Annotated in this window: 20 protein-coding genes; 7 read left to right on the forward strand and 13 right to left on the reverse strand. The window is 66.4% G+C overall.

The window, feature by feature from the left end; all coding sequences use genetic code 11:
• The first annotated feature begins 78 nt into the window (after window positions 1-78).
• From AVMA1855_RS03195 to AVMA1855_RS03205, 3 genes are all read left to right on the forward strand, one after another.
• Window positions 79-594 (forward strand): hypothetical protein, encoded by a 516-nt coding sequence (locus tag AVMA1855_RS03195; RefSeq protein ID WP_284424579.1) that lies wholly within the window; start codon window positions 79-81, stop codon window positions 592-594.
• Window positions 591-989, forward strand: coding sequence for a hypothetical protein (locus AVMA1855_RS03200; RefSeq protein WP_284424580.1), 399 nt, complete (start codon window positions 591-593; stop codon window positions 987-989). The genes AVMA1855_RS03195 and AVMA1855_RS03200 overlap by 4 nt, the downstream gene beginning before the upstream one ends.
• A 245-nt stretch (window positions 990-1,234) precedes the next feature.
• Window positions 1,235-1,600 (forward strand): hypothetical protein, encoded by a 366-nt coding sequence (locus AVMA1855_RS03205; RefSeq protein ID WP_284424581.1) that lies wholly within the window; start codon window positions 1,235-1,237, stop codon window positions 1,598-1,600.
• Window positions 1,601-1,740: 140 nt separating this feature from the next.
• Here the strand turns inward: AVMA1855_RS03205 and AVMA1855_RS03210 are convergent, their stop codons facing one another.
• The 12 genes from AVMA1855_RS03210 to AVMA1855_RS03265 all read right to left on the reverse strand — a co-directional run bounded on the left by AVMA1855_RS03210 (window position 1,741) and on the right by AVMA1855_RS03265 (window position 17,574).
• A complete protein-coding gene (locus AVMA1855_RS03210) occupies window positions 1,741-5,331 on the reverse strand; it encodes a hypothetical protein (protein WP_284424582.1) in 3,591 nt (1,196 codons plus the stop codon).
• A 570-nt stretch (window positions 5,332-5,901) separates the two neighbouring features.
• Window positions 5,902-7,596 carry an amidohydrolase family protein gene (locus tag AVMA1855_RS03215; protein ID WP_284424583.1) on the reverse strand — a complete coding sequence of 565 codons (1,695 nt, stop codon included), beginning with the start codon at window positions 7,594-7,596 and terminating at the stop codon, window positions 5,902-5,904.
• A 270-nt stretch (window positions 7,597-7,866) separates the two neighbouring features.
• Window positions 7,867-8,319 carry a cupin domain-containing protein gene (locus tag AVMA1855_RS03220; protein ID WP_284424584.1) on the reverse strand — a complete coding sequence of 151 codons (453 nt, stop codon included), beginning with the start codon at window positions 8,317-8,319 and terminating at the stop codon, window positions 7,867-7,869.
• 181 nt (window positions 8,320-8,500) lie between these two features.
• Complete coding sequence (locus tag AVMA1855_RS03225) at window positions 8,501-9,079, reverse strand: YceI family protein (protein WP_284424585.1); 579 nt, start codon at window positions 9,077-9,079, stop codon at window positions 8,501-8,503.
• Window positions 9,080-9,156: 77 nt separating this feature from the next.
• Window positions 9,157-9,732 (reverse strand): YceI family protein, encoded by a 576-nt coding sequence (locus AVMA1855_RS03230; protein WP_284424586.1) that lies wholly within the window; start codon window positions 9,730-9,732, stop codon window positions 9,157-9,159.
• A 98-nt stretch (window positions 9,733-9,830) separates the two neighbouring features.
• Window positions 9,831-10,394 carry a cytochrome b gene (locus AVMA1855_RS03235; RefSeq protein WP_284424587.1) on the reverse strand — a complete coding sequence of 188 codons (564 nt, stop codon included), beginning with the start codon at window positions 10,392-10,394 and terminating at the stop codon, window positions 9,831-9,833.
• A 472-nt stretch (window positions 10,395-10,866) separates the two neighbouring features.
• Window positions 10,867-12,609: an acetyl/propionyl/methylcrotonyl-CoA carboxylase subunit alpha gene (locus tag AVMA1855_RS03240; protein ID WP_284424588.1), complete on the reverse strand. Its 1,743-nt coding sequence runs from the start codon at window positions 12,607-12,609 to the stop codon at window positions 10,867-10,869.
• A gap of 51 nt (window positions 12,610-12,660) precedes the next feature.
• A complete protein-coding gene (pxpB, locus tag AVMA1855_RS03245) occupies window positions 12,661-14,280 on the reverse strand; it encodes a 5-oxoprolinase subunit PxpB (protein ID WP_284424759.1) in 1,620 nt (539 codons plus the stop codon).
• A complete protein-coding gene (locus tag AVMA1855_RS03250) occupies window positions 14,280-15,047 on the reverse strand; it encodes a LamB/YcsF family protein (protein WP_284407592.1) in 768 nt (255 codons plus the stop codon). Before AVMA1855_RS03250 ends, pxpB begins: the two co-directional genes overlap by 1 nt.
• An 85-nt stretch (window positions 15,048-15,132) precedes the next feature.
• Window positions 15,133-15,828, reverse strand: coding sequence for a pyroglutamyl-peptidase I (gene pcp, locus AVMA1855_RS03255; protein WP_284424589.1), 696 nt, complete (start codon window positions 15,826-15,828; stop codon window positions 15,133-15,135).
• Between the two features lie 19 nt (window positions 15,829-15,847).
• On the reverse strand, window positions 15,848-16,804 hold the full coding sequence (locus AVMA1855_RS03260) for a DUF979 domain-containing protein (RefSeq protein ID WP_284402358.1): 957 nt from the start codon (window positions 16,802-16,804) through the stop codon (window positions 15,848-15,850).
• A gap of 2 nt (window positions 16,805-16,806) precedes the next feature.
• Window positions 16,807-17,574, reverse strand: coding sequence for a DUF969 domain-containing protein (locus AVMA1855_RS03265; protein ID WP_284402359.1), 768 nt, complete (start codon window positions 17,572-17,574; stop codon window positions 16,807-16,809).
• 471 nt (window positions 17,575-18,045) lie between these two features.
• Between AVMA1855_RS03265 and AVMA1855_RS03270 the strand changes: the two genes are divergently transcribed.
• From AVMA1855_RS03270 to AVMA1855_RS03285, 4 genes are all read left to right on the forward strand, one after another.
• Entirely contained in the window at window positions 18,046-18,723 is a 678-nt protein-coding gene (locus tag AVMA1855_RS03270; RefSeq protein ID WP_272564733.1) for a GntR family transcriptional regulator, read from the forward strand.
• 62 nt (window positions 18,724-18,785) lie between these two features.
• A complete protein-coding gene (locus AVMA1855_RS03275) occupies window positions 18,786-19,475 on the forward strand; it encodes a DUF3334 family protein (RefSeq protein ID WP_284402360.1) in 690 nt (229 codons plus the stop codon).
• Between the two features lie 221 nt (window positions 19,476-19,696).
• Window positions 19,697-21,610, forward strand: coding sequence for a potassium transporter Kup (locus AVMA1855_RS03280; RefSeq protein WP_502870254.1), 1,914 nt, complete (start codon window positions 19,697-19,699; stop codon window positions 21,608-21,610).
• Window positions 21,600-22,406 carry a hypothetical protein gene (locus AVMA1855_RS03285; protein ID WP_284424590.1) on the forward strand — a complete coding sequence of 269 codons (807 nt, stop codon included), beginning with the start codon at window positions 21,600-21,602 and terminating at the stop codon, window positions 22,404-22,406. Before AVMA1855_RS03280 ends, AVMA1855_RS03285 begins: the two co-directional genes overlap by 11 nt.
• Before the next feature lie 11 nt (window positions 22,407-22,417).
• Here the strand turns inward: AVMA1855_RS03285 and AVMA1855_RS03290 are convergent, their stop codons facing one another.
• On the reverse strand, window positions 22,418-23,977 hold the full coding sequence (locus AVMA1855_RS03290; RefSeq protein WP_284424591.1) for a hypothetical protein: 1,560 nt from the start codon (window positions 23,975-23,977) through the stop codon (window positions 22,418-22,420).
• Between the last annotated feature and the right edge of the window lie 206 nt (window positions 23,978-24,183).

The raw sequence follows: 24,183 nt of genomic DNA on the forward strand, positions 1-24,183 counted from the left end.
TTCAAGCCCGCCACTGGCAAGGCACAAGTGCGCCTGCAAACGGTGAAAGCCTGAGCCACCGGGCCTGCAAGGCCCCTCATGCACCCAGGCGCAGACCGCTGCTGGGCCTCATCACGCTCAAACGGCTGCTGGCGCCCACTCATTCCTGTTCGGATTCGTCAAACATGGGGTTGTGAGAGGCTCCCTATTGGGCTTGCTGGCGGAATAAATATATTCACCTATGCGACAAATACATTAAATTGGATTGACCCATTTGGCCTATCGACAACATGTCCAAATCCACCTAAAAAAGAAATCGAAATTGAAGCGGGATCTTTTGAAGAGGCGAGAAATATTGCACTTATGAAGATGGGAACAATTGACCCAAGTAGTCGCGCCCCTCAAACCGGGCGACTTGGAGCTGGAAAAGGAAGAAAAACAGGCTTTACGGGATTAGGGGATGGAGAGTTTAAGCGTTTTAGGCTCGATTACGACCCAGACAAAGGCCCACATATTAACGTTGAGGTTGGAAAAGGGGCTTGCGCCAAAAAATGGGCAATTAAATTTCCAGGAAACGAAGAAACTTTCAAAAAACTCCTAAAAAGAAACACATGAAGCATTTACCGATTTTCGCAAAGCAAGTCAATGCCGAAAAATATTCTTTGAGATCAATTGATTTTGATATTGAAATAGAAGCAAAAAAACGCAATATCCCCATACAATCATGGGGCAGACTTGACCTCTCCAAAACAAACCATAAAAATTACAAATTCACCAACGACCCCGAGGCATGTGCCATATTAAATGGGATAATTTCAGAGGAAAAAATTCACGGCAATATAATAATAATTTGGTCAAATGCAGATTTCGTAGAAATAGCATCAGACATAAAATTTCTCCAAGATTTCACGATGGAAATATTAACCGAGGATTGGGATGTTTGGATATTTGGAGAAAACTGGATAGTGGAAAAATACCATGAAGGGGAATTAATTTTCTCAAGGAATTAAAAAATTCCCATATGGAAATAGCCGCCCTCCAGTGGCTTTTGTAGCACGCCCGTAGTTTCAGGCAAACATCCCTGATACCAGACACAGTAATCTCGCGGTAACCCCCATGACGCGGCCGCCAGGACTTCCGCTACGGCCCCGTAGGCCGCATCCCTGCCGCCCTGCCCGGCCAGGGCAGTCACCAACCGAGCGAGCTGTTCGCCTTCGACCCGGCCGGCAACCTGCTGGATGCCAGCCCGGCGCAGATGCAGCGCCAGCAGGAAGACCGATCAGCACAGGGAACATCGCAAGGCCTGGGTGTCGTGGGCGACAACCGCCTGCGGTTCTACCAGGACCTGCACTTCGAATACGACGTGCATGGCAATGTGACGAAGCGCACCCGGGGCAACCAGCGTGCAGGCCATCAGGAGGTCACCGAACTTCGATGGAATGCAGACCATCAACTGGCCGAGGCCACCACGACGCGTCACGGGGTGACCCAGGCAACCCGCTACGCCTACGATGCCTTGGGCCGGCGGGTGGCCAAGGCCGATGCCTTCGGCACCACGCGTTATCTGTGGGATGGCGATCTGATGGTCAACAGCCAGCGCGGTAGCAAAAGCAGCCTGTAAAACGGCGCCTGCAGTGGGGCACCGCGACCAGCAAAGGGCGCCCGCGTCTGCGCCTCAATCCATCCACCGGCGTTAGGGCTCGGCACGCGGTGGGTGGCATGGCCGATGCCTCGCCCCCCACCGCTCCCGCGCACACCGACTCAGGTGAAGTTCAACGACCGGACGCTGGCGCTGGTTCTCACGTCGTGGCGGATGCCCATCATCCCGTTCACGCCCCGGATATCGCTGGCCGACTGTTCGTTGGCGTTGATCAAGAAGCGCGCCTCGCGGTAGCCCGGGTCCTTGTGGATGGTGTCGATCTCGCGCTCGGCATGCTTGGCGGCTTCCTTGTCGCCCAGCTTTTCGGAGAGTGCGCGGTCCGCCTCCAGCAGGTTGCTGGTCTCCACATGGTTGGGGCCCCACTCCCAATACAGCAGCGACGTGCCGGTCAGGTCGCGGTGCTCGCGCAGCTGGCCCGCGAATTCGCCGAGGATCTTCTTTTCGGTCTGCACGGCATGGTCGCGGTCCGCCCCGTGCCGGGCCGGGAAGAACTTCTTGGCCTTGTCTTCGGCGAAGTTTTCCACGTCCGCCGCCAGGTTGTCCACAAAGTCCTTGCTGGTGACCAAGGTCTGCGTGGCAAAGCTGGTGGGCAGCTCCTGGTCGTCATACAGGATGCGGTTGGTGGTGCGCGTCTCGCCATCCCGGAAGAGATCGGCGGAGGCGGAGCCGAAGGTGGCCGCCCCCAGCGATGTCATGCTGGTAACGGCTTCCACGGGAGGCTGCCCCGGCACGGCCGCCGGCGCGGTGGCGCCTTCGATCAGCCCGCTCAGCGATGCCAGCGCGCCTGTCACGGTGGCTTTGAACGCCTTGGACTCGGACTCGCGAATGACCTTGAGCGTGCCCGAGGTGTCGCGGTATTCGAGGGTGCCCAGCCGCATCTCCCCGCCGACACTTGCCTGGGGCATTCCCACGCGCAAGTCGCCCACCGTCATCCCAGCGCCTGCGGACGTGCTGCCGGTGAGGCGGTGGTCCTTTTGCCGCACTTCGAATGCGCCGATGGAGATCGTGTCGCCGAACTCCTGGTAGGCACGCTTGACGAGCGAAGACTGGTCTTCCTTGTTGCCCGGGGCTTGGTAGGGGCCGGCTTCATCGGGCACGCCGATCAGCAGCTTGATCAGGCGGGCCTTCTGCTGCGCCACGTACCGGTCCCCGCCCACGCCGCCGGACTTGTGGCGGGGAAATCCGAACACCGCGCCTTCCTGGTCCAGCAGTTCATAGCTGTGGCCCACATCGCCACCGACAAAGGCGGAAAACGATGCGGCCTCGGTCTTGCCGACGCTGAAGCCCAGCGAGGCGCCCGCCCCTTCCTGCACCCGCTTGACGGTGGAGACGCTCATGCGCAGCGAGCTGCGGTCGGTGGAGACGCCGGACTCGAAGGAAACGATGCGGGTGCGCCCGCCGCCCAGGTCGGCACGGACGGACAGGGTGCCGGCGGACAGGAGGCCCGAGATGACCTCGGTCACGTTCCGGGTGGTGCCCTGGGTGTTGCCCGCGTTGGCCAGCGAGAACCCCGATCCCAGTTCTTCGCCGCGAATCACCGATGCGAGGATTTCCGCCGCTTCGACGCGGGTTTTGCCTTTCATCGCGGTATTGGGTGGCACGCTCACCTGAGGGTCTTGCGACACGCGGGCGAATGCGGTCGAGAAGGCCTTCCAGTCGGGTTGGCCGGCTTCGTGCCGGTAGGTTTGCATCTCCAGGGCCGACTGCGCGTCGGACGGCCCGCCCGCATCGCCGGACCATGCCAGCAGCCGGGCGGGGGTGAGGGGCAGGTTCTGTTCAGCGAGCGCAGCATCCACCAGTGCGCCGATCGGGTCGGCCAGGCCGGCGTCGTCGGGCGCCGCCTCCGGCAACTGGATGGCCGCCATCACCGCCTGGCGCACCTGGGCGATGGCAGGTTCCGACAGGTTGTCGCCGCGCGCCAGGCGGGGCAGCAGCAGCGCCTCGGACTTGGCGCGCAGAAGGATCTCGGAGCGCACCATGTTGCGCAGCAAAGAACCACCCGCGCCGCTGTCATCCAGCAGCGCCTGCGCGTCCACGGTGTCCTGTGCACTGGGCAGCGCTCCGTTTTCCACGCCTCCACGCGCCTTGATGGTGGACTCCAGCACATCGACCATGTCCTTCATGGCCCGGCCTTCGTGGATGCCGCCGATGTGCGACAGCTCGAAGCCCATGTTCTTGCCGCGCGAGGACACGATGGCGTCGTAGCCGTAGAAGGGGCTCTTGCCGTGGTGCAGCGAGCCGTAGCGCAGCGTGTCCGCGATGCGCTGAAAGCCCGTGGGCGATGCGATGGCGCGGTTCAGGTGCATGCCCACGCCCTTGGCCGCGCGCGACTCGGTTTTGTGGAACTCGCTCTTGCTGCCGTCCGGGTTGCGGGGCTTGTCGGTCGCCATGCCGCCACGGAGCATCTGCACGGCGAAACGGCAGCCATGGACCTCCTGGATGGCGGGGTCGAGCTCATCGCGCACGGCCAGCAGCGCTTTCTCGGCGAGCGAGAGCGAGGATCCGTTGGCAATGGGCGCCCCCGCGCGGCCCGGCCAGCCATTGGGCGTGGCCTGTATGGTCCTGCCCAGCCGGCCATGGGCGAACATGCTGGCCGGATCGAGTCCAGGGACGGGGTTGGCCGCGGCGCGCGCCATGCGCGCCACTTCGGCGGCGGCACGCAGGTACGCGCGCATCGGGCCGCGTTGCGCCGCGGCCAGGGCCGGCGCGCCATCCGCCGCGCCCTCGGGCTTCGCGGTGATCTTGCTCAGCAGGTCCAGCCCCTTGGCCCCCGGAGTGCTTTCGATCTCGGCCGCGAAATTCCAGGCCAGCTGCACCTCGGCGCTGACGCCATCTTCAGGCGGGGCCAGCAGGTCGGCCACCAGGCGCACTTGCGGCAGCGCCTGCAGGAGGCGCTCGGCTTGCGCCGTGTCCTTGCTGTGGGCGGCAAGCGCCTTCACCAGAACGACGGACTCTCCGGTCGACAGGCCCGTCGCGGCCTTCAGTTGCAGGACGCTGGCTTCCAACGCCTTCTTGCGGTTGGCCGGACAATTGAAGTGCTTCGCAATGGAGCCGAAGATGGTGGCGTCTTTTCTAAGGGACTCTGTGACCCCGCCCTCCTTGGGCAAGGTGCGGCCGACACGGGGCGCGGCCTGCTGCAGCGTTTTGGGCACCTTGACGGCCGAAGCGCCTTCCTGGCCGACGAAGCTGCCGAACTTCGGCGCGGCGGACGAGACATTGCTCCGGAACGGGTTCCAGGGAGGCGACGTGGTGGTGCTCGAGATACCGAAGCCGTGCTTGAACGCACCTTCCTTGATGCCCTCGGTGACCTTCTTGAGCTTGGACAGGCCGTCCTGGCGCCGCAGGTCCTGGGCTGGGATCTCGCTTGCGGCAGCCCCATCGGCAGCCGACGGGGCCGAACTGCGTCGGCTGTTGACGCTGATGCTGTCGTCACCGTCACCGCCCCCGTCATCCTCGCTTTGCACGTGCTGCGACTCGATCTCGATCTCGGAGTTGCCCCCGTCGAAGACGATGTCCGAGTCCGCGCTGTCGTTGCGCGCATGCTGCGGCTCGATCACGACGCCGAGATCGACCACATCGAAGTCGATGTCGGCATCCGCACTGTCGGAATGAGCGCCGTCGCTCTGCACTCGCGCATGTGTCGGTACCGACTGCTTGGCGCCGATCTCGACGATCTCATCGCGCTCGGCCATTTCAAAGGCCTCCGGCTCTTCCGGAGAACTCGAAACACCCTCCGAGGGGTTGGGTATGACACCGGAGGTCGATGCATAAGCCGCCGCCTGAATGGAAGGCTTGCGCAGTGGCCAGCCTGTACCAGGTGCATCCACCCCGGAATTCTTGCCGCCTGCGTTGCCGGGAGTCTGGGGCGTTTTGGGTGCCTCTGACGAACCGGAAGGCTTGGCCGTTTGCGGCGCCGCCGGTTTCGAGGACTTGAAGCCTACTGCCTTCTTGAAGTTGCTGGCCAACTTGGCCTTGAACGACTTGTGGGGTTTGCTGGGGGGCACTGATCCGGCTCCGTCGGACGATGCGCTTTGCCGCTCCTGCGCAGCGCGCCGCGATGAAGGCATGTCGCCTGCATCGAGCCGCTTCCCGGAGGTGCGCTCCTGGCGCACCTCCTCGCTCTTCGGCCGGTGTTGGCCCTCATCCACGTCCCCAGGCCGCACGCCGCACCAAATGGGAATTCGCATCGCATCGCTCCAAATCATGTGCCCCGTGGTGGGTGCCCCGCACCCACCACGCCCGGGCTGTTTCCTACAAAACCCTTAAGCCGTCGCCGCTGCGGCCTTCAGGTCCTTCAGCGTCTGGGCCGTGACGGGGTCGCCACCGTTGTTGGTAACGTGGGTGTCCATGAACTCCTTGGTCAGGACGTTCTGCTCGAAGTCGCGCACCTGCTTGCGCGATGCCACGAACACGCGGTCGTAGGTGCCGTTGAGCACGTTGTGCTTGGCCTCGGTGCTCATGCCCTGGAACAGGCCTTCGTCGTACATCTTCTTGGTGGCTTCCCAGGTGCCGGTTTCCTTGGGCGCCAGCGTGTCGGAGCCGAAGCAGATGCGGTGGCTGTGGTCCTGGATGAAGCCGCGCCAGGCGGTGAGCGACTGGTCGTCCTTGCCGATCTGCTTGGCCACTTCGCTCCACGAAATGTCCAGGTTCAGGTTGGGGCAGTCCGCCAGCAGCTTCTTCAGGGCGTCCAGATGGCCCTCGCCCTGCTGCACGAAACGGCCCAGGCCGCCGCCGTGCGCCCAGACGATCTTGGTGTCCTGCACCCGCGGGTCGCTGAACATCTTGCGCAGGCCTTCCAGATTGGCCGGCAGGCGCGCTTCGGAGGCCTTGCCCTTGCCCTTGCTGTTGAACTCTTCGACCTGATCGTGCAGGTTGTCGATGTCGCAGTGCAGCACCACGGGCGTGCCGATGACCCCGGCCACTTCCATCAGCTTCGTGAGCGGCTCCATGCGCGGAGTCTGGGTGCTGGCTTGCAACCGGCCACCCGCGAACATGTCTTCCACCAGTTCCTTGTGAACCGTGATTTCACCGATGCCGGTGAAGGTGCCCTTGGTCTTGTACAGCTCATGCAGCAGGCGGTCGCTCACGCGCGGGTCGCCCAGGTGCAGGCCGGTGATCATGGGGTCCAGGCGGCTGCGCTGCGCCTCGCTCATGCCGGAATTCTTGATGGCCGTGGCCAGGTCGGTGTTGACGGCGGTGTCCACGTACAGAATGGACGCATCGACGATCTCCTTGATCAGGCCCGGGTCCTTGCGGAAGTCGTCGATGTCCAGCTTGGGACGGCTGGCCAGTTCTTCGCTCGTGCGGCCGGCGAGCACGCGGTCTTCGATCTTCTTGGGCACGTAGTAGAACTCGAGCGGACCGCAATGGTGCGCATGTTCGCCGCCGCCGATCTGTTCGGAGATTTCGTGGGGGTTGAGGGCCGTGGTCGCGCCATCGTCACCCGGCAGCTTGGCTTGCAGCAGCGAGGTGGGAATGGGCATCAAGGTGGTGTTGCGCACGCCGATGTCGTCCATCATCTTCAGCAGTTGCTCGGGGTTCAGGCCGCGCTGCACGTAGTTGGTGGGGTGCATGTGGCTGTCGCTGTGCGCATCCAGGCCACTGGACAACTCGTAGGTGGCCACTTCGAAATGGTTGCCGCCTATGATCGCCTCGCCCGTCTTCGCGTTGTGAATGACCGCGCCGGAGTGCCGCTTGGCCACCAGCGAATCGGGGCGCACGCTCCCGTCGCTGAAACGCTTCGGCTGGCTGACCACCATGCTGTTGCTGCGGGGCGCGGTAGAGGCTGATTTGCCTGAGCCAGGGAGCATGGCACGCAGCCCGTCGAACACAGAGTTGCTGGTGAACTTGGCGGAGGTTCTCGCCGACGGGCCGGCACTGTCGCTCTTGGAGTCCGACGGTTTGAGCAACGGGGTGGTCACGGAAGCGGAAGACGAAGGCGATTTGACAGTGGTCATATAGATCTTTCAGTGGTTAATAAATAATCTGTTGGACTTATTAATTCTTAACCTCTGCTGCTTTTGCCTTGCCCAGCACCCGAAAGAAGCGACGGCGAAGCGAACATTTGCTTTGCCAGGCGGAACTCCTGACGCATTAATCGTATATATGCCAGACCAAAGAAAATGCCGCTATCTGGCCGACCAGATAACGGCATTTTTAGCATCTCTCAATATGCGAGGCCATTCGAAAATGGCGAGAGAAAAGGCACTTAGCGAAGAAATTCCAAGCTACTTGTCCGCTTCGAATTCATCATTTTCGGACACCATCGGGATATAGGCGCGCACCCATTCCTTATCGTTCGACACGATTTTCCAGCTGTGGCCTTCGCCCTGGGTGTCCTCGGCCAGCAAGACCGTGCCGGGGACCAGGCGGAAGGTGGAGCCATCGCTCACGCGAAACTCCAGCACGCCCTGCAGCGGCACCACGTATTGCCGGCGGGGCGCCGGGTGGGTGTTTTGCGCCCACGGCTCCACCGAGTTGCTCAGCCAGAACTGCTGGGTGGGGATCTTGTGCAAGGCCGGCACCGTGCCGCGGACGAAGGCGGCGTGGTGGTCCGGGGTGGAGTACAGCTTGATGGCGGGAATGCGCGCCGCCTCCTCGCCCGCGCCGGCGACTGCAACGGTCCCCGCCATCACAGCCATGGCCAACACTTGGCGAGCGGCAGGCGCACATCGGTTCATCAGAGGTCTCATAAAACCTGTTTCATCCTTGTTCGTTCGAAAAAACCAACGGCACGCGCCCCCGCTTTGCGTGGCAAGTGCTGCGGGTGCGCAGCCACGAAAAAGGGCCGGTCCCGCGCAGCGGTGTGCACGCGGGGCCCGGCCCTGGCCGCCCACGGCCCGAAGGCCATGGGGGAAAGGTTTACTGCTTGACGGCTTCGATCTGCGCCACGATGCGCACGTTCTTGGGGAAGCCGTACTGCACGCCGTAGTCGGCGCCGAACTGGGTGCGGTCGATGGTGGTCTCGAAGTCGCCGCCGCACACTTCACGCTTGAGCATGGGGCTTTGGTAGCAGGCGAACTGGTTGGCCTTGAAGGTCACGGGCTGGGTCTTGCCCTTGATGGTCAGGTCGCCGGCCACGGACACCAGCTTGTCGCCGTCGAACGTGAACTTGTCGCCCACGAACTTGGCCGTGGGGTACTTGGCGGCGTCGAAGATGTCGGCGCTTTGCAGGTGCTTGTCGAACGGTGCCACGCCCGTGTTGATCGAGGTGATGTCGATCGTCAGTTCCACCTTGCCGGTCTTGGCGGCCTTGTCCAGCTGCACGGTGCCTTCCTTCTTGTCGAAGCGGCCGCGGTTCACGCTGGCGCCGAAGTGGCTGATCTCGAACGTGGCGAAGGTGTGGGTCGGGTCCACGGCATACGTGGCGGTCTGGGCCTGCACGGCGCCGGCGGCCAGGGTTGCAGCCACGGCGGCGAGGGCGAAGAGGGATTTGCGCATGTCGATATCTCCGGGTTGAAAAAACAGAAACGGGAACAAGAAACCAGAAACGGGGTTCAGCGGGCGAACGCCGAGGCTCAGAGCTTGCCCACGCCGGTCAGCGCGAGCTTGAACTTGACCTGCACGTCGTCGGCCACCATGGACGTATCGGCCCATTCGTTCTCGCCGATCTTGAAGGCCAGGCGCTTGATGGCGAAGGCACCGGTGGCCGTGGTGGTCGCGCCGCTCTGGGCGAGCGTGACGGGCACGGTGACGTCCTGCGTGGCGCCCTTGATGCTGAGCTTGCCGGCCACTTCGTACTTGCCGGCGCCCAGGGCCTTGATGGCGGTGGACTGGAAGGTGGCCTGCGGGAACTTGGGCACGTTGAACCACGTGGCCTTGGGCAGTTCGGCGTCGGACTCCTTCACGCCCAGGGTGGCGCTGCCGGTATCGACGGTGAAGGCGATCTTGCTGGTGGCCAGCTTGGCCGGATCGAACGCGACCTGGGCATCAAACTTTTTGAACTTGCCTTCCACCGGCACGCCCATCTGCTTGCTCACGAAGGTGATCTCGCTTTGCTCGGGCACGAGTTTTTGCTGGGCGAATGCCGGCGCGGCCGCCATCAGCGTGGTGGATGCCAGCGCGAGGCCGGCCAGCGTCATCGAATATTTCATGGACAGGACTCCGTCAGTCAACAACAAACCAAAAATTCAGGAAGAACCGGCCGAGAGGCCGGGCACCCCGGCGCCTGCACGGCCAGCGAAACGATCGATCAGCCCCGGCCCGGCAGCATGCGCGACAGCAGGCCGTCGCGGTCGATGACCTGGTGCTTGACCACGGCCGCCACGTGCAGCACGACCAGCGCCGCCAGGGCATAGGCGGTGATTTCATGCCAGGGCTTGATGGCCTCGGCCAGCTCGGGGCTCACGGGCACGAAGCTGGGCAGCGGCAGCACGCCGAGGAACACGATGGGAAAGCCGGCCGCCGAGCTGTAGGCCCAGCCGACCAGCGGCACGATGAAAAAGAGCGCGTACATCAGGTGGTGCGTGCCGTGGTGCGCGATGTGCTGCCAGCGGGGCATGGCCGCTTGCACGGCCGGCGGCAGCGCGGGGGGGCGGTGCGTGAGGCGCCAGATCAGTCGCAGGGTGGACAGCGCCAGGATCGTCACGCCGGCCCACTTGTGCCAGTTGTAGAGCTTCAGGCGCTGGGGCGAGAACGGCAAGCCCGTCATGTACAACCCCACCGCGAAGATGCCGATGAGCGCCAGACCGAGAATCCAGTGCAGGGCGATGGCCGTGGCCCCGTAGCGGGATGATCGTGGCAGAGGAGGCGTCATAGGCGGTGATCTGGGTTTCGTGGGGTGGAATGCTGCGATGCAACACTCAGGCATGGCGCAGTGTAGATAGCCTTTTGTGCGCCAAGTTTCAATGGAATTGACGCAATGGTTCAAAAAATGTGAATGCTCAACCCGCCTGGGCCGCCGCGCTGAAGGCGCCCGCAGGGAGCGGCGAGGACAGCACGGGCTCGCAGCCGAGCCCGAAGACTACCCTCCTCTGTGACATCGGCCAAGCCCTCCACGAGTGGCCACCATGGCGGCCCGCCGCCCCGACGGCACTCGATGGGACGAGCGAAAGAAAGCGAGGCGCACACACAGCGCGAACCCTTCGACAAAAAAATAGCCGCCGGCGCCGGGGCCTCCAGCGCGGGCAGCAATCGAAAGATGGGCTTTCCGGCGACGGATCGCCGAAAAGCCCTGCTGGAGGAAGGCTCCAAAGGCCGCTCCGCTCCGTTCAGGCGCCAGGGCTTCTTCAGTCCTGGATGCGCGCGATGGCCGTGCCGGCCGCGTGGTAGCTGCCGGCCGCCGCGCTCAGGGCGATCTTGCCCGCGCGGTGCGCGGTGACCTGCATTTCCATCTTCATGGCTTCCATCACGGCGATCACGTCGCCCTTGGCCACGGTGTCGCCTTCGGCCACTTTCCAGGTCTGCAGCGTGCCGGCGATGGGGGCGCCGACGGCATTGGGATCCTGCTCCGCCTTGTCGCCGCCGCCTGCGCCCGGTGCAACCGGGGCGCCGCCCGGCACGGACTGCAGGCCGCGCAGCAGCTCGGGCGGCAGGCCCAGGGAGACGCGGCGTCCGTCGATCTCCATCGCGGTGCGGATCAGGGTGGTGTCGGCCACGGGCTCGGCGCGCAGGGCGGCGGCCAGGTCGGGGGCGAAGTCGGTCTCGATCCAGCGGGTGTGGACCTTGAAGCCGTCGCCGCCCACGAAATCCGGGTGGCCGATGACCGCGCGGTGGAACGGCAGCACCGAGGCCACGCCTTCGATCTTGAACTCGCGCAGCGCGCGCTGTGCGCGGGCGATCGCCTGCTCGCGCGTGGCGCCCGAGACGATGAGCTTGGCCATCAGCGAATCGAACGTGCCCGGCACCGTGGAGCCGGACTGCACTCCGCTGTCCACCCGCACGCCGGGGCCGGACGGCGCGGAGAACGCAACGACCGGGCCGGGCGTGGGCAGGAAGCCCCGGCCCACGTCCTCGGCATTGATGCGGAACTCGATGGAATGGCCCAGCGGGCGCGGCGTTTCGGTGACGGCCAGTGGGTGGCCATCGGCGATGCGCAACTGCTCCACCACCAGGTCGATGCCCGTCGTCTGCTCGGTCACGGGGTGCTCCACCTGCAGGCGCGTGTTCACTTCGAGGAACGAAATGGCGCCGCTGCCGCTGAGCAAAAACTCCACCGTGCCCGCGCTGGCGTAGCCCGCCTCGGCGCAGATGTCGTGCGCCGCCTGGTGGATGCGCGCGCGCTGGTCGTCGGAGAGGAAGGGCGCGGGCGCCTCTTCCACCAGCTTCTGGTTGCGCCGCTGCAGCGAGCAGTCGCGCGTGCCCAGCACCAGCACGTTGCCGTGGGTGTCGGCCAGCACTTGCGCCTCGATGTGGCGGGGACGGTCGAGGAACTGCTCGACGAAGCACTCGCCGCGCCCGAAGGCGGTGACGGCCTCGCGCACGGCGGAGTCGTACAGCTCGGCCACTTCGTCCATGCGCCAGGCGACCTTCATGCCGCGGCCGCCGCCGCCGAACGCAGCCTTGATGATGATGGGCAGGCCGTGCTGCTCGGCGAAGGCGATGACCTCGCTAGCGTCCTTGACGGGCTCGGAGGTGCCGGCCACCAGCGGCGCGCCGACCTTGAGCGCGATCTTGCGGGCCTCGACCTTGTCGCCCAGGCGCGCGATGGCCTCGGGCGAGGGGCCGATCCAGGTCAGGCCCGCGTCGATCACGGCCTGCGCGAAGGCGGCGCTTTCCGACAGGAAGCCGTAGCCCGGGTGCACCGCGTCGGCGCCGCTGCGTCGGGCGACGGCCAGCAGCTTTTCGATGTTCAGGTAGGTGTCGGCCGGCCGGTCGCCGTCCAGGCCGTAGGCCTCGCCCGCCATGCGGGCGTGCACGGCGTCGATGTCGGCATTGGCATAGACGGCCACGGAGGCCACGCCGTAGTCGGCGCAGGCACGGGCGATGCGGACGGCGATCTCGCCACGGTTGGCAATGAGGACTTTTTTCATGTCAGGGGCTCGGTAATCGGTGTTCGGTAAGGGGGTGCTCGTTCAGGCCCGTCAGGCGGCAGCGCCGCGCGTGATGGCTTCGAATTCGCGGATCGGGTTGAAACGCACCCAGGCGTTGACCGGGATCTGACCTGCGCGGTCCAGGTGGTGGGGCGCGACGGTGCCGATGACCGGATAGCCGCCCGTGAGCGGGTGGTCGGCCAGGAACAGCACGGGCTGGCCGCTCGGCGGCACCTGGATGGCGCCGATGCAGGTGCCTTCGCTGGGCAGCTCGCCGCCCACGGCACGCGCCAGCGGCTCGTCGCCCGCCAGGCGGATGCCCACGCGGTTGGACTGCGGCGTGACGCGCCAGCGCTGCGCCGCCAGCAGGGCGACGGCATCGGGCGTGAACCAGTCGGTGCGCGGGCCGAGCACCACGTCGAGCGTGATGTCTTCGTGCACCGTGGGCAGGCCGGCCGGCGGCACCTCGGGCGCGCCGACCACGGCGCTGCCCACCACGGGCCGCACGCCGAGCACGTCGCCGCCGGCCACCGCCGCCGGGCCCACGCGGGCCAGCGTGTCGGTGGCGCAACTGCCCAGCACCGGCTGCACGGCGAAGCCGCCGCGCACCGCCACGTAGCAACGCGTGCCGGCCACCGGCTCGCCCACGGTGAGCGTGTCGCCGTCGCCCAGCGCGATGGGCTGGTAGTTCGGCACGGGCCAGCGCAGGCCAGCCGAGTTGGTGAGGGTCAGCGGTGCATCGGCGCCGGTCACGGCCACGACGGTGTCGCCGCGGCTGCGCAGCTGCAGGCCGCCGTTGACCGTCTCCAGGCAGGCGCCGTCGGAGGCATTGCCGGCCAGGCGATTGGCGGCCTTGCAGGCGGCCTGGTCCATGGCGCCCGAGGCCGACACGCCCTGGCCCGCTTGGCCGTGGCGGCCCACGTCCTGGAACAGGGTCTGCAGGCCGGCCGAGACCACTTCGAGCGCGGTGGCCGCAGGGGGCCCGGCGGGTGCCGGTGCGGGTTCAGCGCCTTTTTGGCCCTCAGCACATGTTTCACTAGGGCATTCTGCTACATTTTTAGTAGCAATATCCACGAAGCGCACGCGGTCGCCGGGCTGCAGCAGCGCCGGCACGGGGCGCCCCAGGTCCCACATGGCCGTGGGCGTGGTGCCGATGATCTGCCAGCCGCCCGGGCTGGCCTGCGGATAGACGCCGCTGAAGGTGCCCGCCAGCCCCACCGCGCCCGCCGGGATGCGGGTGCGCGGCGTGGTGCGGCGCGGCACGTTCAGGCTGGGGTGGCCGCCGGTGAGGTAGCCGAAGCCCGGCGCGAAGCCGGTGAACGCCACGGTGTATTCGCTGCCCGTGTGGCGCGCGATCACCTCTTCGGGGGTGATGCCGAGCATGTGCGCCACTTCGGCCAGGTCTTCCCCGTCGTAGTGCACGGGGATCTCGATCAGCGTGGTGCTGCGCTCGGCCTGCGCACTCACGTCGCGCCGGGCGATGGCGTCCACCAGCGCGGGCAGCGACTGCACGGCGGGGCGGAAGTGGATGAGGATGGTGCGCGCGGCGGGCACCATTTCCTCGATGCCGTCGATGGGCTCGCGCCGCAGCGAAGCGAGCAGCGCCAGCGTCTGGTCGAGGTCGTCCAGCTCGACCATGACCGCATTCAGGTTGACGGGCAGGAAGCGCATCATGCGGGCTGCCCTGCGAACGACGTGATGGTCACGCCGGCCTGCTCAAAGCGCTGGCGCACCTGCTGCGCGATCGCGACGGCGTCGGGGCTGTCGCCGTGCACGCAGATCGAGTCGGCCCCGATGCGCACCTGGCTGCCGTCGATGGCCTCGATCACGCCGTCGGACACCAGGCGCAGCATGCGCTCGGCGATCAGCGCGGCGTCATGCAGCACGGCGCCCTTTTCGCGGCGCGACACCAGCGTGCCGGCCGGGGTGTAGGCGCGGTCGGCAAAGGCTTCGGCCACCACGCGCAGGCCGGCGTCGCGCGCCCAGCCGATCAGCGGCGAGCCGGCCAGCGCCACCAGCACCAGGCGGTCGTCGATCTCGCGCAGGGCGGTGATCACGTCGCGCGCCTGGCGGGCGTCGTGGGCGATGGTGTTGTAGAGCGCGCCGTGGGGCTTCACGTAGCGCACTTCGGTGCCGGCGGCCTTGGCCAGGCCCTGCAACGCGCCGATCTGGTAGATCACGTCGGCCACGAGGTCGGCGCTTTCCACGTCCATGTTGCGGCGACCGAAACCGACCAGATCGCGATAGGCCACGTGCGCCCCCACCACCACGCCGCGGGCCTGGGCCTCGCGCAGCGTGCGCAGGATGCCGGCGGCATCGCCGGCGTGGAAGCCGCAGGCCACGTTGGCGCTGCTCACGATGCCCAGCATGGCCGCGTCATCGCCCATGCGCCATGCGCCGAGGCTCTCGCCCAGGTCGCTGTTCAGATCCATTTTCATCGTCGTTCTCCTGGCGGTCGGTGCCGCCGATATCTCAAACCCGCGGAGCGCTGCGCGCAGCGCCCCGTCTATATGCCCATGCCGGTCAATGCAATTGCCCGGCGGTCTCGCGAACGTCCTCGCGCACGGCCAGCGCCGTGCGGATGACGGCGCGCAGGGCCTGTGCCTGCGTGTCCAGCGCCACGCTGGGCGCGCCACCACCCACGCGCGCGGCCTGCTCGGGCAGGTACGGCACGTGGATGAAGCCGCCGCGCGCAGGCGCCGCAGTGCCCGGCAGCGTGGCGGCACCCGCGGCCTGCTGCGCCAGGCGGTGCATCAGCGCGTAGAAGATGTGGTTGCACACGAAGGTGCCCGCGGTGTTGGACACCGCGGCCGGCAGCCCTTCGGCGCGCAGGTCGCGCACGATCGCCTTGATGGGCAGCGTGGAAAAGTACGCCGCCGGGGCGCCCGGCACCACGGCGGTGTCCACCGGCTGCTGCCCGGCGTTGTCGGCGATGCGCGCATCGTCCAGGTTGATGGCCACGCGCTCCAGCGACACCTCGGCGCGGCCACCGGCCAGGCCCAGGCAGATCACCAGCGAGGGCCGCCACTGCGCCAGCGCCGCGTCGAGCGCCTGCGCGGCCTTGCCGAACACGCAGGGCAGCTGCACGGAGCGCACCGTGGCGCCCCCCTGCTGCCAGCCGTCGAGCGCCCGCGCCACCTCCCACGAGGGGTTGACCGGATCGCGCTCGAAGGGCTCGAAGCCGGTGAGCAGCACAGTGTGGGGGGCGGCGTCGGACACGGGGCGGCCTTTCTTCGGACTATCGGAACATCAGGAAGTACATCAGGAACACGTTGCACGTGAGCAGCGCGAGGGCCGTCGGCACCTGTGCGCGGATCACCGCATTCTTGTCCGGAAGCTCCAGCAGCGCGGCGGGCACGATGTTGAAGTTGGCGGCCATCGGGGTCAGCAGCGTGCCGCAGTAGCCCGAGAGCATGCCGATCGCGGCCATCACGGCGGGGTCGCCGTGGTACACGCCCAGCAGGATCGGCACGCCCACGCCGCCCGTCATGACGGGGAAGGCGGCGAAGCCGTTGCCCATGATGATGGTGAAGAGCGCCATGCCGATCACGTACACGGCACAGGCCACGAAGCGGATGTCCATGTTGATGTAGCTGGTGGTGATGTACGCCACGGCCTTGCCCACGCCGGCATCGGAGAACACCAGGCCGAGCATGCCCAGCATCTGCGGCAGCACCAGAGCCCAGCCCAGCGCGTCGGTCAGGCGGCGCGATTCGCGCAGGCCCTGCACGGGGCTCTCGCGGGTCAGCCAGCAGGCCAGGGCCAGCGACAGCACGCAGCCCACGCCCAGGCTCACCAGGGTGGTGTTCTTGGGGTCGATCAGCGGCACGCCGCCCACGGACAGGTGCTTGGCCGACAGCGTACCGATCATCGTGATGAGCGGAATCGCCAGCGCGGGAATGAACAGGCGGTTGCCCAGGCGCTTGGCGCTGGTCTGGTACTCGGCCGGGGTGCGGGGGGTGTGCTTGCCCGCGCCCACGCCGCCGAAGCCGGCGATGAGCGCCATCACCACGGCGCCGGCGCCCACCCAGATGGGCGGCAGCAGGTCGCCGATGAGGAAGACCAGGGAATACAGGGCCCAGAACAGTCCGCTGGAAAAGCGCTTGGGGTTGTCACGGTCGGCCACGGTCATCACCGCGGTGATGGCCAGGATGGCGCCGACGAGGTAGTACAGGTGTTGGATGGTCAGTGTCATGTTCATGCTCCCTTGGCGCTGGAGAGGGTGCCGTCGCCATTGCCGTTCCCGTTGCCATTGCGGCCAGCGGTTTCGGCGGCGTGCGCGGCCAGTTCACGGGCCAGCACGCCGTCCAGGCGGTGCAGGCGCCAGGCGTGGATGGCGAACGCGCAGATCGCGGTCGGAATGCCCCACAGCGCGATGTGGATCGGCTCGACGTCGATGCCGGCCTCGTGCAGGAAGGTGGACATCAGCACGATGGCGCCGAAGGCCACGAAGATGTCCTCGCCGAAGAACAGGCCCACGTTGTCGGTGGCCGCAGAGAAGGCGCGCAGCTTGTGGCGGATGCGGTCGGGCAGCTTGCCGTAGCGCGCCTCGGTGGCGCCTTCGGCCATGGGGGCGAGCAGCGGGCGCACCATCTGGGGGTGGCCGCCCAGGCTGGTCAGGCCGATGGCGGCCGTGAGCTGGCGGGCGCCCAGGTACACGATGAGCAGGCGGCCGGCGGTGGCCGACTTGATGCTGCTGATCCAGTTCTGCGCATGCTGGCGCAGGCCATGGCGCTCCAGCAGCCCGATCACCGCCAGGGGCAGCAGGATGATGAGCGGCAGGTTGCGCGTCTTGATGAAGCCGGTGCCGATGGTGGCCAGGATCTTGTCGATCGGAAATCCGGCGGCAAACGCCGTCGCGATGGCCGTGACGATCACCACCAGCATCGGGTTGAACCGCAGGATGAACCCCACGATGATGACCGCCACCCCGATGAGCGGCCACAGATTGACTACGTTTTGCATCTTGAACTTCCTTGAATACGTACAGCCCTGGCCGGTCCGGTCTTCGCGTGCGCCCCGCCGCCGTTGGCGAAGAGGTGCGGACAACCGTAGGGCCCCATTGCCGGCCTGGCAGCGCGCGGGCAATGGGAGGTTGCTGCCCGAGCGCGGTCTGGACCGGACCGGCACGACACACAACGCAAATTGCATGCCAATCCATGAACAACAAATCAGGGATCAACCCTTGAAAAACTTCAAGTTGTTGAACAATCTATGCACTATGAAGAGACAACCGGCACCAATTTGTTTCACGATTGGTCGATTTTGCCCAACAACAGGGCGTACAACCGACCCGGACAAACCCTAAGAAACGGGGTTAGAAAACGGTATTCCACAGAGTGGATTCTTGCGAAGCAGGCCGATCTGCTACAAAGTGCGGAACCCCGATCCCGGCCTGCGCACGCCGTGCCGCACGCCCACCCCGAACCGCCAGGCATGACCATCGAAACCCCCACGAACGCCCAGACCCTGAACGAACGCACGGCGGAGCTGATCCGCCAGAAGATCGTGAAGGGCGAGTTCTCGCCCGGCCAGCGGCTGTCCGAGGCCGCCCTGAGCGAAAGCCTGGAGATTTCGCGGAACACCCTGCGCGAGGTCTTCCGCCTGCTGACCAAGGAAGGCCTGGTCAAGTACGAGCCCAACCGCGGCGTCTCGGTGGCCATCCCGAGCATCGCCTCGATCATCGACATCTACCGCGTGCGCCGGCTCATCGAATGCCAGGCCATCGCCCAGGCCTACCCGCGCCACCCCGCCAAGAAGCACCTGCGCGAGGCGGTGGATTCGGCGGTGCGCTGCCGCGAGGCGGCCGACTGGCAGGGCGTGGGCACGGCCAACATGGAGTTCCACATGGCCATCGTGGAGCTGGCCGACAGCGAGCGCCTGAACGTGATGTTCTCGCACATCCTGGCCGAACTGCGGCTGGCCTTCGGGCTGCTGAACGACCCCGAGTTCCTGCACGCGCCGTATGTGGACATGAACGTCAGGATCGTCGATCTGTTCGAGGCGGGCAAGCTGCGCGAGGCCTCGGACCAGCTCAACGAGTACCTCGTGCATTCGGAGCGCATCGTGCTGGCGGTGTATGCCCGGCGCATCTCCGACACCCCGGAGCGCTGAACCGCTCCGGCCTTTTTTCCAGAGCCCCTTTTTCGTCCCCCTCCCCTTTCCCCTTGCACACCATGAGCGCACAAACCCCCTCCATCGTCTACGGCACCGAAGACCTGCTGATCAGCCTCTGCAACTCGGTGACCCGGGTGCTCAGCGTGGCCACGCAGAGCCCCATCCACTACTCCGGCATGGTCCAGCGCATCACCAAGACCTGCCTGCGCCCCGACATCGGCTGCTTCGTGCTGTTCGACGGCGGGTTCTCGGGCCTGGTGATCATCAATTTCTCGAAAGAGGCCGCGATGGAGCTCTACCAGAGCTACCTGCTGAGCATGGGCATGTCCAAGGACGACCTGGCGAGTTCCTACACCTCGGACGAGGTGTCGAACGTGATGGGCGAGCTGATGAACCAGGTGGTGGGCGACTTCACCGGCAAGGTGCGCCGCGAACTGCAGACGCACATCACGCAGAACCAGCCCAAGATGCTGGCGCTGAACAAGCAGGTGATGCTGAGCGTGGACGCCAACCTGGACAAGCCCGAGGCGCGCCGCGTGACCTTCTACACGGCCAGCAACCACATCTTCTACCTGGAGCTGGCGATCGACCGCACCGAGTTCATCAAGCTCGTCGATTTCGAGCCGCAGGAAGCCCCCGATCCCGACGCGCTGATCGCCCAGGCCGGCGAGCCCAAGGCCGCGGCCCCGGTGCCGGCCGCCGCGTCGTCCAGCGACACGGACGACCTGCTCAAATCGCTGGGCATGTGACGGCGGGGCGGGCCGATGCGGCGGCGGGCCACGAAGGCACGGCCGCCGAAATGCTATTCAATTGATAGCAATACGCCCTAGTTGAAATTGCGCTGAAGGCCTTTTTGGCCCCAAGCCTTCCCACAGCGTTGCGCGCCGGCATCACCCGGTTCGCGCCGCCCGTGACCGCGCGCAGCCGCCGGCGCACAATGCGCCGACCCTTCACTGCCCCGCACTCCGCAATGACCTCCACTCCGGCGCCCGGCCACGCGCCCGCTGCCCGCGGCTTCGCCGCCCGATCCGCCCTGATGATCGCCGCACTCGGGGTGGTGTTCGGCGACATCGGCACCTCGCCGCTCTACGCCTTCAAGGAATGCCTGAACCCCGAGCACGGCGTGGCGCTGGACCGCGCCGCGGTGCTGGGCCTGCTGTCGCTGGTGCTGTGGGGCCTGATGCTGGTGGTCACCCTCAAGTACGTGGTGTTCGTGCTGCGCGCCGACCACGACGGCGAGGGCGGCATCCTGGCGCTGCAGGGCCTGGCCGCGCAGGCGCTGCAGCGCGGCGGCGCCCGCCCGTGGGCGTGGAAGGCCGTCGCCGGGCTGGGCCTGGTCGGCGCGGCCATGTTCTATGGCGACAGCCTCATCACACCGGCCATCTCGGTGCTGTCGGCGGTCGAGGGGCTGGAGGTGGCCACGCCGGTGTTCAAGCCTTACGTGGTGCCCATCACGCTGCTGGTGCTGATCGGCCTGTTTCTCGTGCAGCGCCGGGGCACCGAATCGGTGGGCCGCGTGTTCGGGCCGGTGATGGTGCTGTGGTTCGGCGTGCTGGCGGTGTCTGGCCTCTGGCAGATCACGCAGAACCCGCACGTGCTGGAGGCCATCGACCCGCGCTGGGCGGTGCAGTTCCTGGCCACGCACCCGGCGCAGTCGCTGGCGGTGCTGGGCGCGGTGTTCCTCGCGTTCACCGGCGGCGAGGCGCTGTATGCCGACATGGGCCATTTCGGCGCCACGCCCATCCGGCTGGCGTGGCTGTTCATCGCGCTGCCGTCGCTGGTGCTCAACTACTTCGGCCAGGGCGCGCTGGTGCTGGCCAACCCCGCGGCCATCGACAACCCGTTCTTCCGGCTCTTTCCCCCATGGGCCACCGTGCCCGTGGTGGTGCTGGCCGCCTGCGCCACCGTCATCGCCTCGCAGGCCGTGATCTCGGGCGCGTTCTCCATGACGGCGCACGCCATCCGCATGGGCTACCTGCCGCGCATGCGCATCGTGCAGACCTCGGGCACCGCCATCGGCCAGATCTACCTGCCCACGATGAACTGGCTGCTCATGGCCGGCGTGCTGCTGCTGGTGCTGGCCTTTCGCAGTTCCAGCGCGCTGTCGGCCGCCTACGGCATCGCGGTGTCGCTCACCATGCTCACCACCACCTTGCTGGCCGGCGTTGTCGCGCTGCGGCTGTGGCGCTGGAACCCGCTGGCCGTGGGCCTGGGCGTGGGCTGCTTCGCGCTGGTGGACGTGACCTTCATCGTGGCCAACAGCCTGAAGATCGCCGACGGCGGCTGGCTGACCCTGGCGGTGGCGGCGCTGGTCATGTTCGTCTTCACCACCTGGGCCAAGGGCCGGCGCGTGGCCGAGCAGGCGGCGGCGCAGGAGCGCATGCCGCTCGCCCCCTTCATCGAGGCCCTGGCGCACGGCATGCCGCACCGCGTGCGCGGCACCGCCGTGTTCATGACCGCCGACGCCGACAGCGTGCCGCACGCGCTGCTGCACAACCTCAAGCACAACCAGGTGCTGCACGAGCGCGTGGTGGTGCTGGCCGTGCGCACCCGCCCGGTGCCGCGCGTGCCGGCCGCCGATCGCCTGCACGCCCAGGAACTGGGCCACGGCGTGTGGTGCGTGACGGCCAGCCACGGCTTCATGGAGCGGCCCGACGTGCCCGAATACCTGCGCCTGATGGCCTACCAGAAGGGCCTGCACATCGAGTCCATGTCCACCTCGTACTTCACCTCGCGCGCCTCGCTGGGCACGGGCCGGCTCGAAGGGCTGGGCGCCCTGCGCAAGGCCTTGTTCGGATCGCTGCAGCGCAACGCGGCGCGCGCGTCCGACTACTTCCGGCTGCCGGACAACCGCCTGATCGAGATCGGCCGCCGTGCGAGTTGACGCCCTGCCCCCCACTCGGCGCTCCACTCGGCTGTCCGCCCCGCTGCGCCGCCTGGCGCGCGCCGCCGTGCTGGCGGCCCTCGGCACCGCGGCCCTCGCCGCGCCGGCCGCCCGCGCGGCCACCGACACCGATCCCGACACGCTGCTGCCCTTCAAGCTGACCACGGGCCTCTACCAGGTGTCCGGCGGCGGCCTGCCCTCGGGCCCCGGGCTGGACGTGAACCTGCGCTACACCCGCGGCGACGACCACTGGTGGGTGGGCGCGTTCCGCTCGCCCGCGCTGGGCTTTTCCATGCCGCGCGCGGGGTGGGACCGCACCGTGGCCTTCGGCGACTGGCGGGTGCTGCCCTCGGTGCAGATCGCCTCGGGCGGCTTCGTCGGCGGCAGCCTGGCCGTGGAGACTGGCACCACCTGGGTGGTGGGTGCGGGCCTGGGGCGCACCAACCTGCGCAACTACGCCAACCTCAACTTCGACCCCAACGACGCGTACAGCGTGTACGGCAGCCACCGCTTCACCAGCGGCGACACCCTGGCGCTGCAACTGGTGCGCGACAACCGGCAGAACCCCGACCAGCAGAACCTGCACCTGGTGTGGCGCAGCCCGCGGCCCGGCGGCCAGCGGCTCACCGTGGACCTGCTGGCCAAGCAGGGCACGGTGGACGGCCGGTTCATCCGCCGCGCCGGCCTGTCGGTGGGTTATGACTGGCCCGAGTGGTTCGTGCGCGCCGCATGGGACCCGCAGGTCAACTTCACGCCGCAGAACATGCTGCGGCTGTCCACGGGAGTGCGGTTTTGATGTGATGCTCCTCACGCCGTGAGGGCAATACCCGCAAAGGCACCGTCGCTGCAACTCGGCGAACGCCTTGGCCCGCTGTGTGCCTCATGCCACATGATCCGCGCAGTACTGCACCGTCCGATCCACGGCCCGCTCCAGCCGCGCGGCGAGATCCTTCTTTGACGCTTCATCCTCGGCCAGATCCAGAAGCGCCTCGTAGCCGCCGATGAATGCCGCATTGGCGCGGTCATCCGTGCGGCCCGGCGTGTGCATGGGTTGCAGAGCATGGGCGGTGGCCAGCACTTCCTCCGTGAGTGCCCGCCATTGAAGACCAGCGTCATCAGCATGCCGAGGTGAACGTTTTTCATCGACACCGACGGGTCTGCCTCAGACAAGTGCTGCGCAAAGAAGGACACCATGCCTGTCTGGCCAGACAGCCCGTTGACCACCGTCTGCCCTCGGGAAAAAGCATCTTGTTCGAACAGACTCAGTGCATCGGCCTGCGGTATGCGCGAATGGGTGTTGTCCCTTCCCGTTCCGGGATTTTGGATGCTGGATGCCTTAGGGTGATAGTGAAGCCAGATGCCAGGGCTCTGCGAAGTCAGGCCCAGCGGACTCGTTCCCGCGGGCTTTTGCGTTGACATGAAGTCCGAGTAGTAGTCCAGGCAACGTCTGTACCAGTCGGGACGCTCCATCTCACCGCGTTCGGAAACATCGTTGATGGAATGCACGAAACGCTGGGCCATGTGCATCACCTTGACGGCCTCGATGCCGGTGGACGCATCGGACAGGCAAGCCGCGAGGGTGGTCATGGAGGGGGATTTCGCAAACTCCAGCAGCGATGCGGAATGGCCGAACCACGGCCGAGCGCCCGTCGAGAGCTTGTTGATCAGCTCTTTCATGAGCGCGGCACGATCGGCGTTATGCAGCTCCAGCACCGTGTCGAACATTCCACGCCCCAACGCCGCCGCCGTATCCAGCAAACCCTGGGGTGGGTTCTCGATCAGGTCCTCCGCAAGAAACGTTTCAAAAGTGCGACCGTACAGATTGTCGGCCTGTTGAGCGACGGAGACGGCTTTGGCGGCCTCCGTGGCCAGCTTATCGAATTGGTCTTGAAGCAGCGGATCGGCCACCAGGCGTTGTGCGGCACCCTTCAAGAACGCGGACACCGTGTCACGGCTGAAAGACGAAGACAGAAACAGGGCCTTGGCCTCCTGGCGCAGTGCTGCGTTGGTCTCACTGTCGTACAGGCGAAGTACGTGCATGGCTCGCACGAGGAGGTCTCGCTCGGGTCTGGGCGCTTGTGCAGATGCGTGAGCGTTGGTCTGGGTCAGAGGGCGAATCACCGCCGTTTCCAGGCGGTCGATCAGCGCGGCAGGGACAGGGCGGCCAGGGAGCGTGTTGAAGCCAAGAATCTGTCCGCGACCGTCGAACCGGACAGGCCCGGCATCCGGATCGGATTCCGGCAAGAGTGCGGTGGCAACGCGCGGATCGATGGTGGCACCGACCAGTCGGCTCATGCGGGACAGGGCGGCTTCATCCACTGCCCGGATCGTGACCTGCCGCGGTCGCACGTCTTCCCGCTCGGGCAAGGACCGGCGCCCTCGTGGCTGCAAGGGTCCGGCCGATGGAGGCCGTGCGGGAGCAGCGGGAACAGCAGCAGCATGTGACCCAGCCGGTTTCCCGAGATTCCATGCGATGGACACGGATGGGCGGAAAATTTTGGAGAGGGTCATGGCCTGCAAAAGAAAGAGTGCCCCTATTGACCAACGAAACACAACACCCCGTCGCTCGCCGA

The organism is Acidovorax sp. SUPP1855 (genome assembly GCF_030158955.1).
In the GTDB taxonomy this organism is placed as follows: domain Bacteria; phylum Pseudomonadota; class Gammaproteobacteria; order Burkholderiales; family Burkholderiaceae_C; genus Paracidovorax.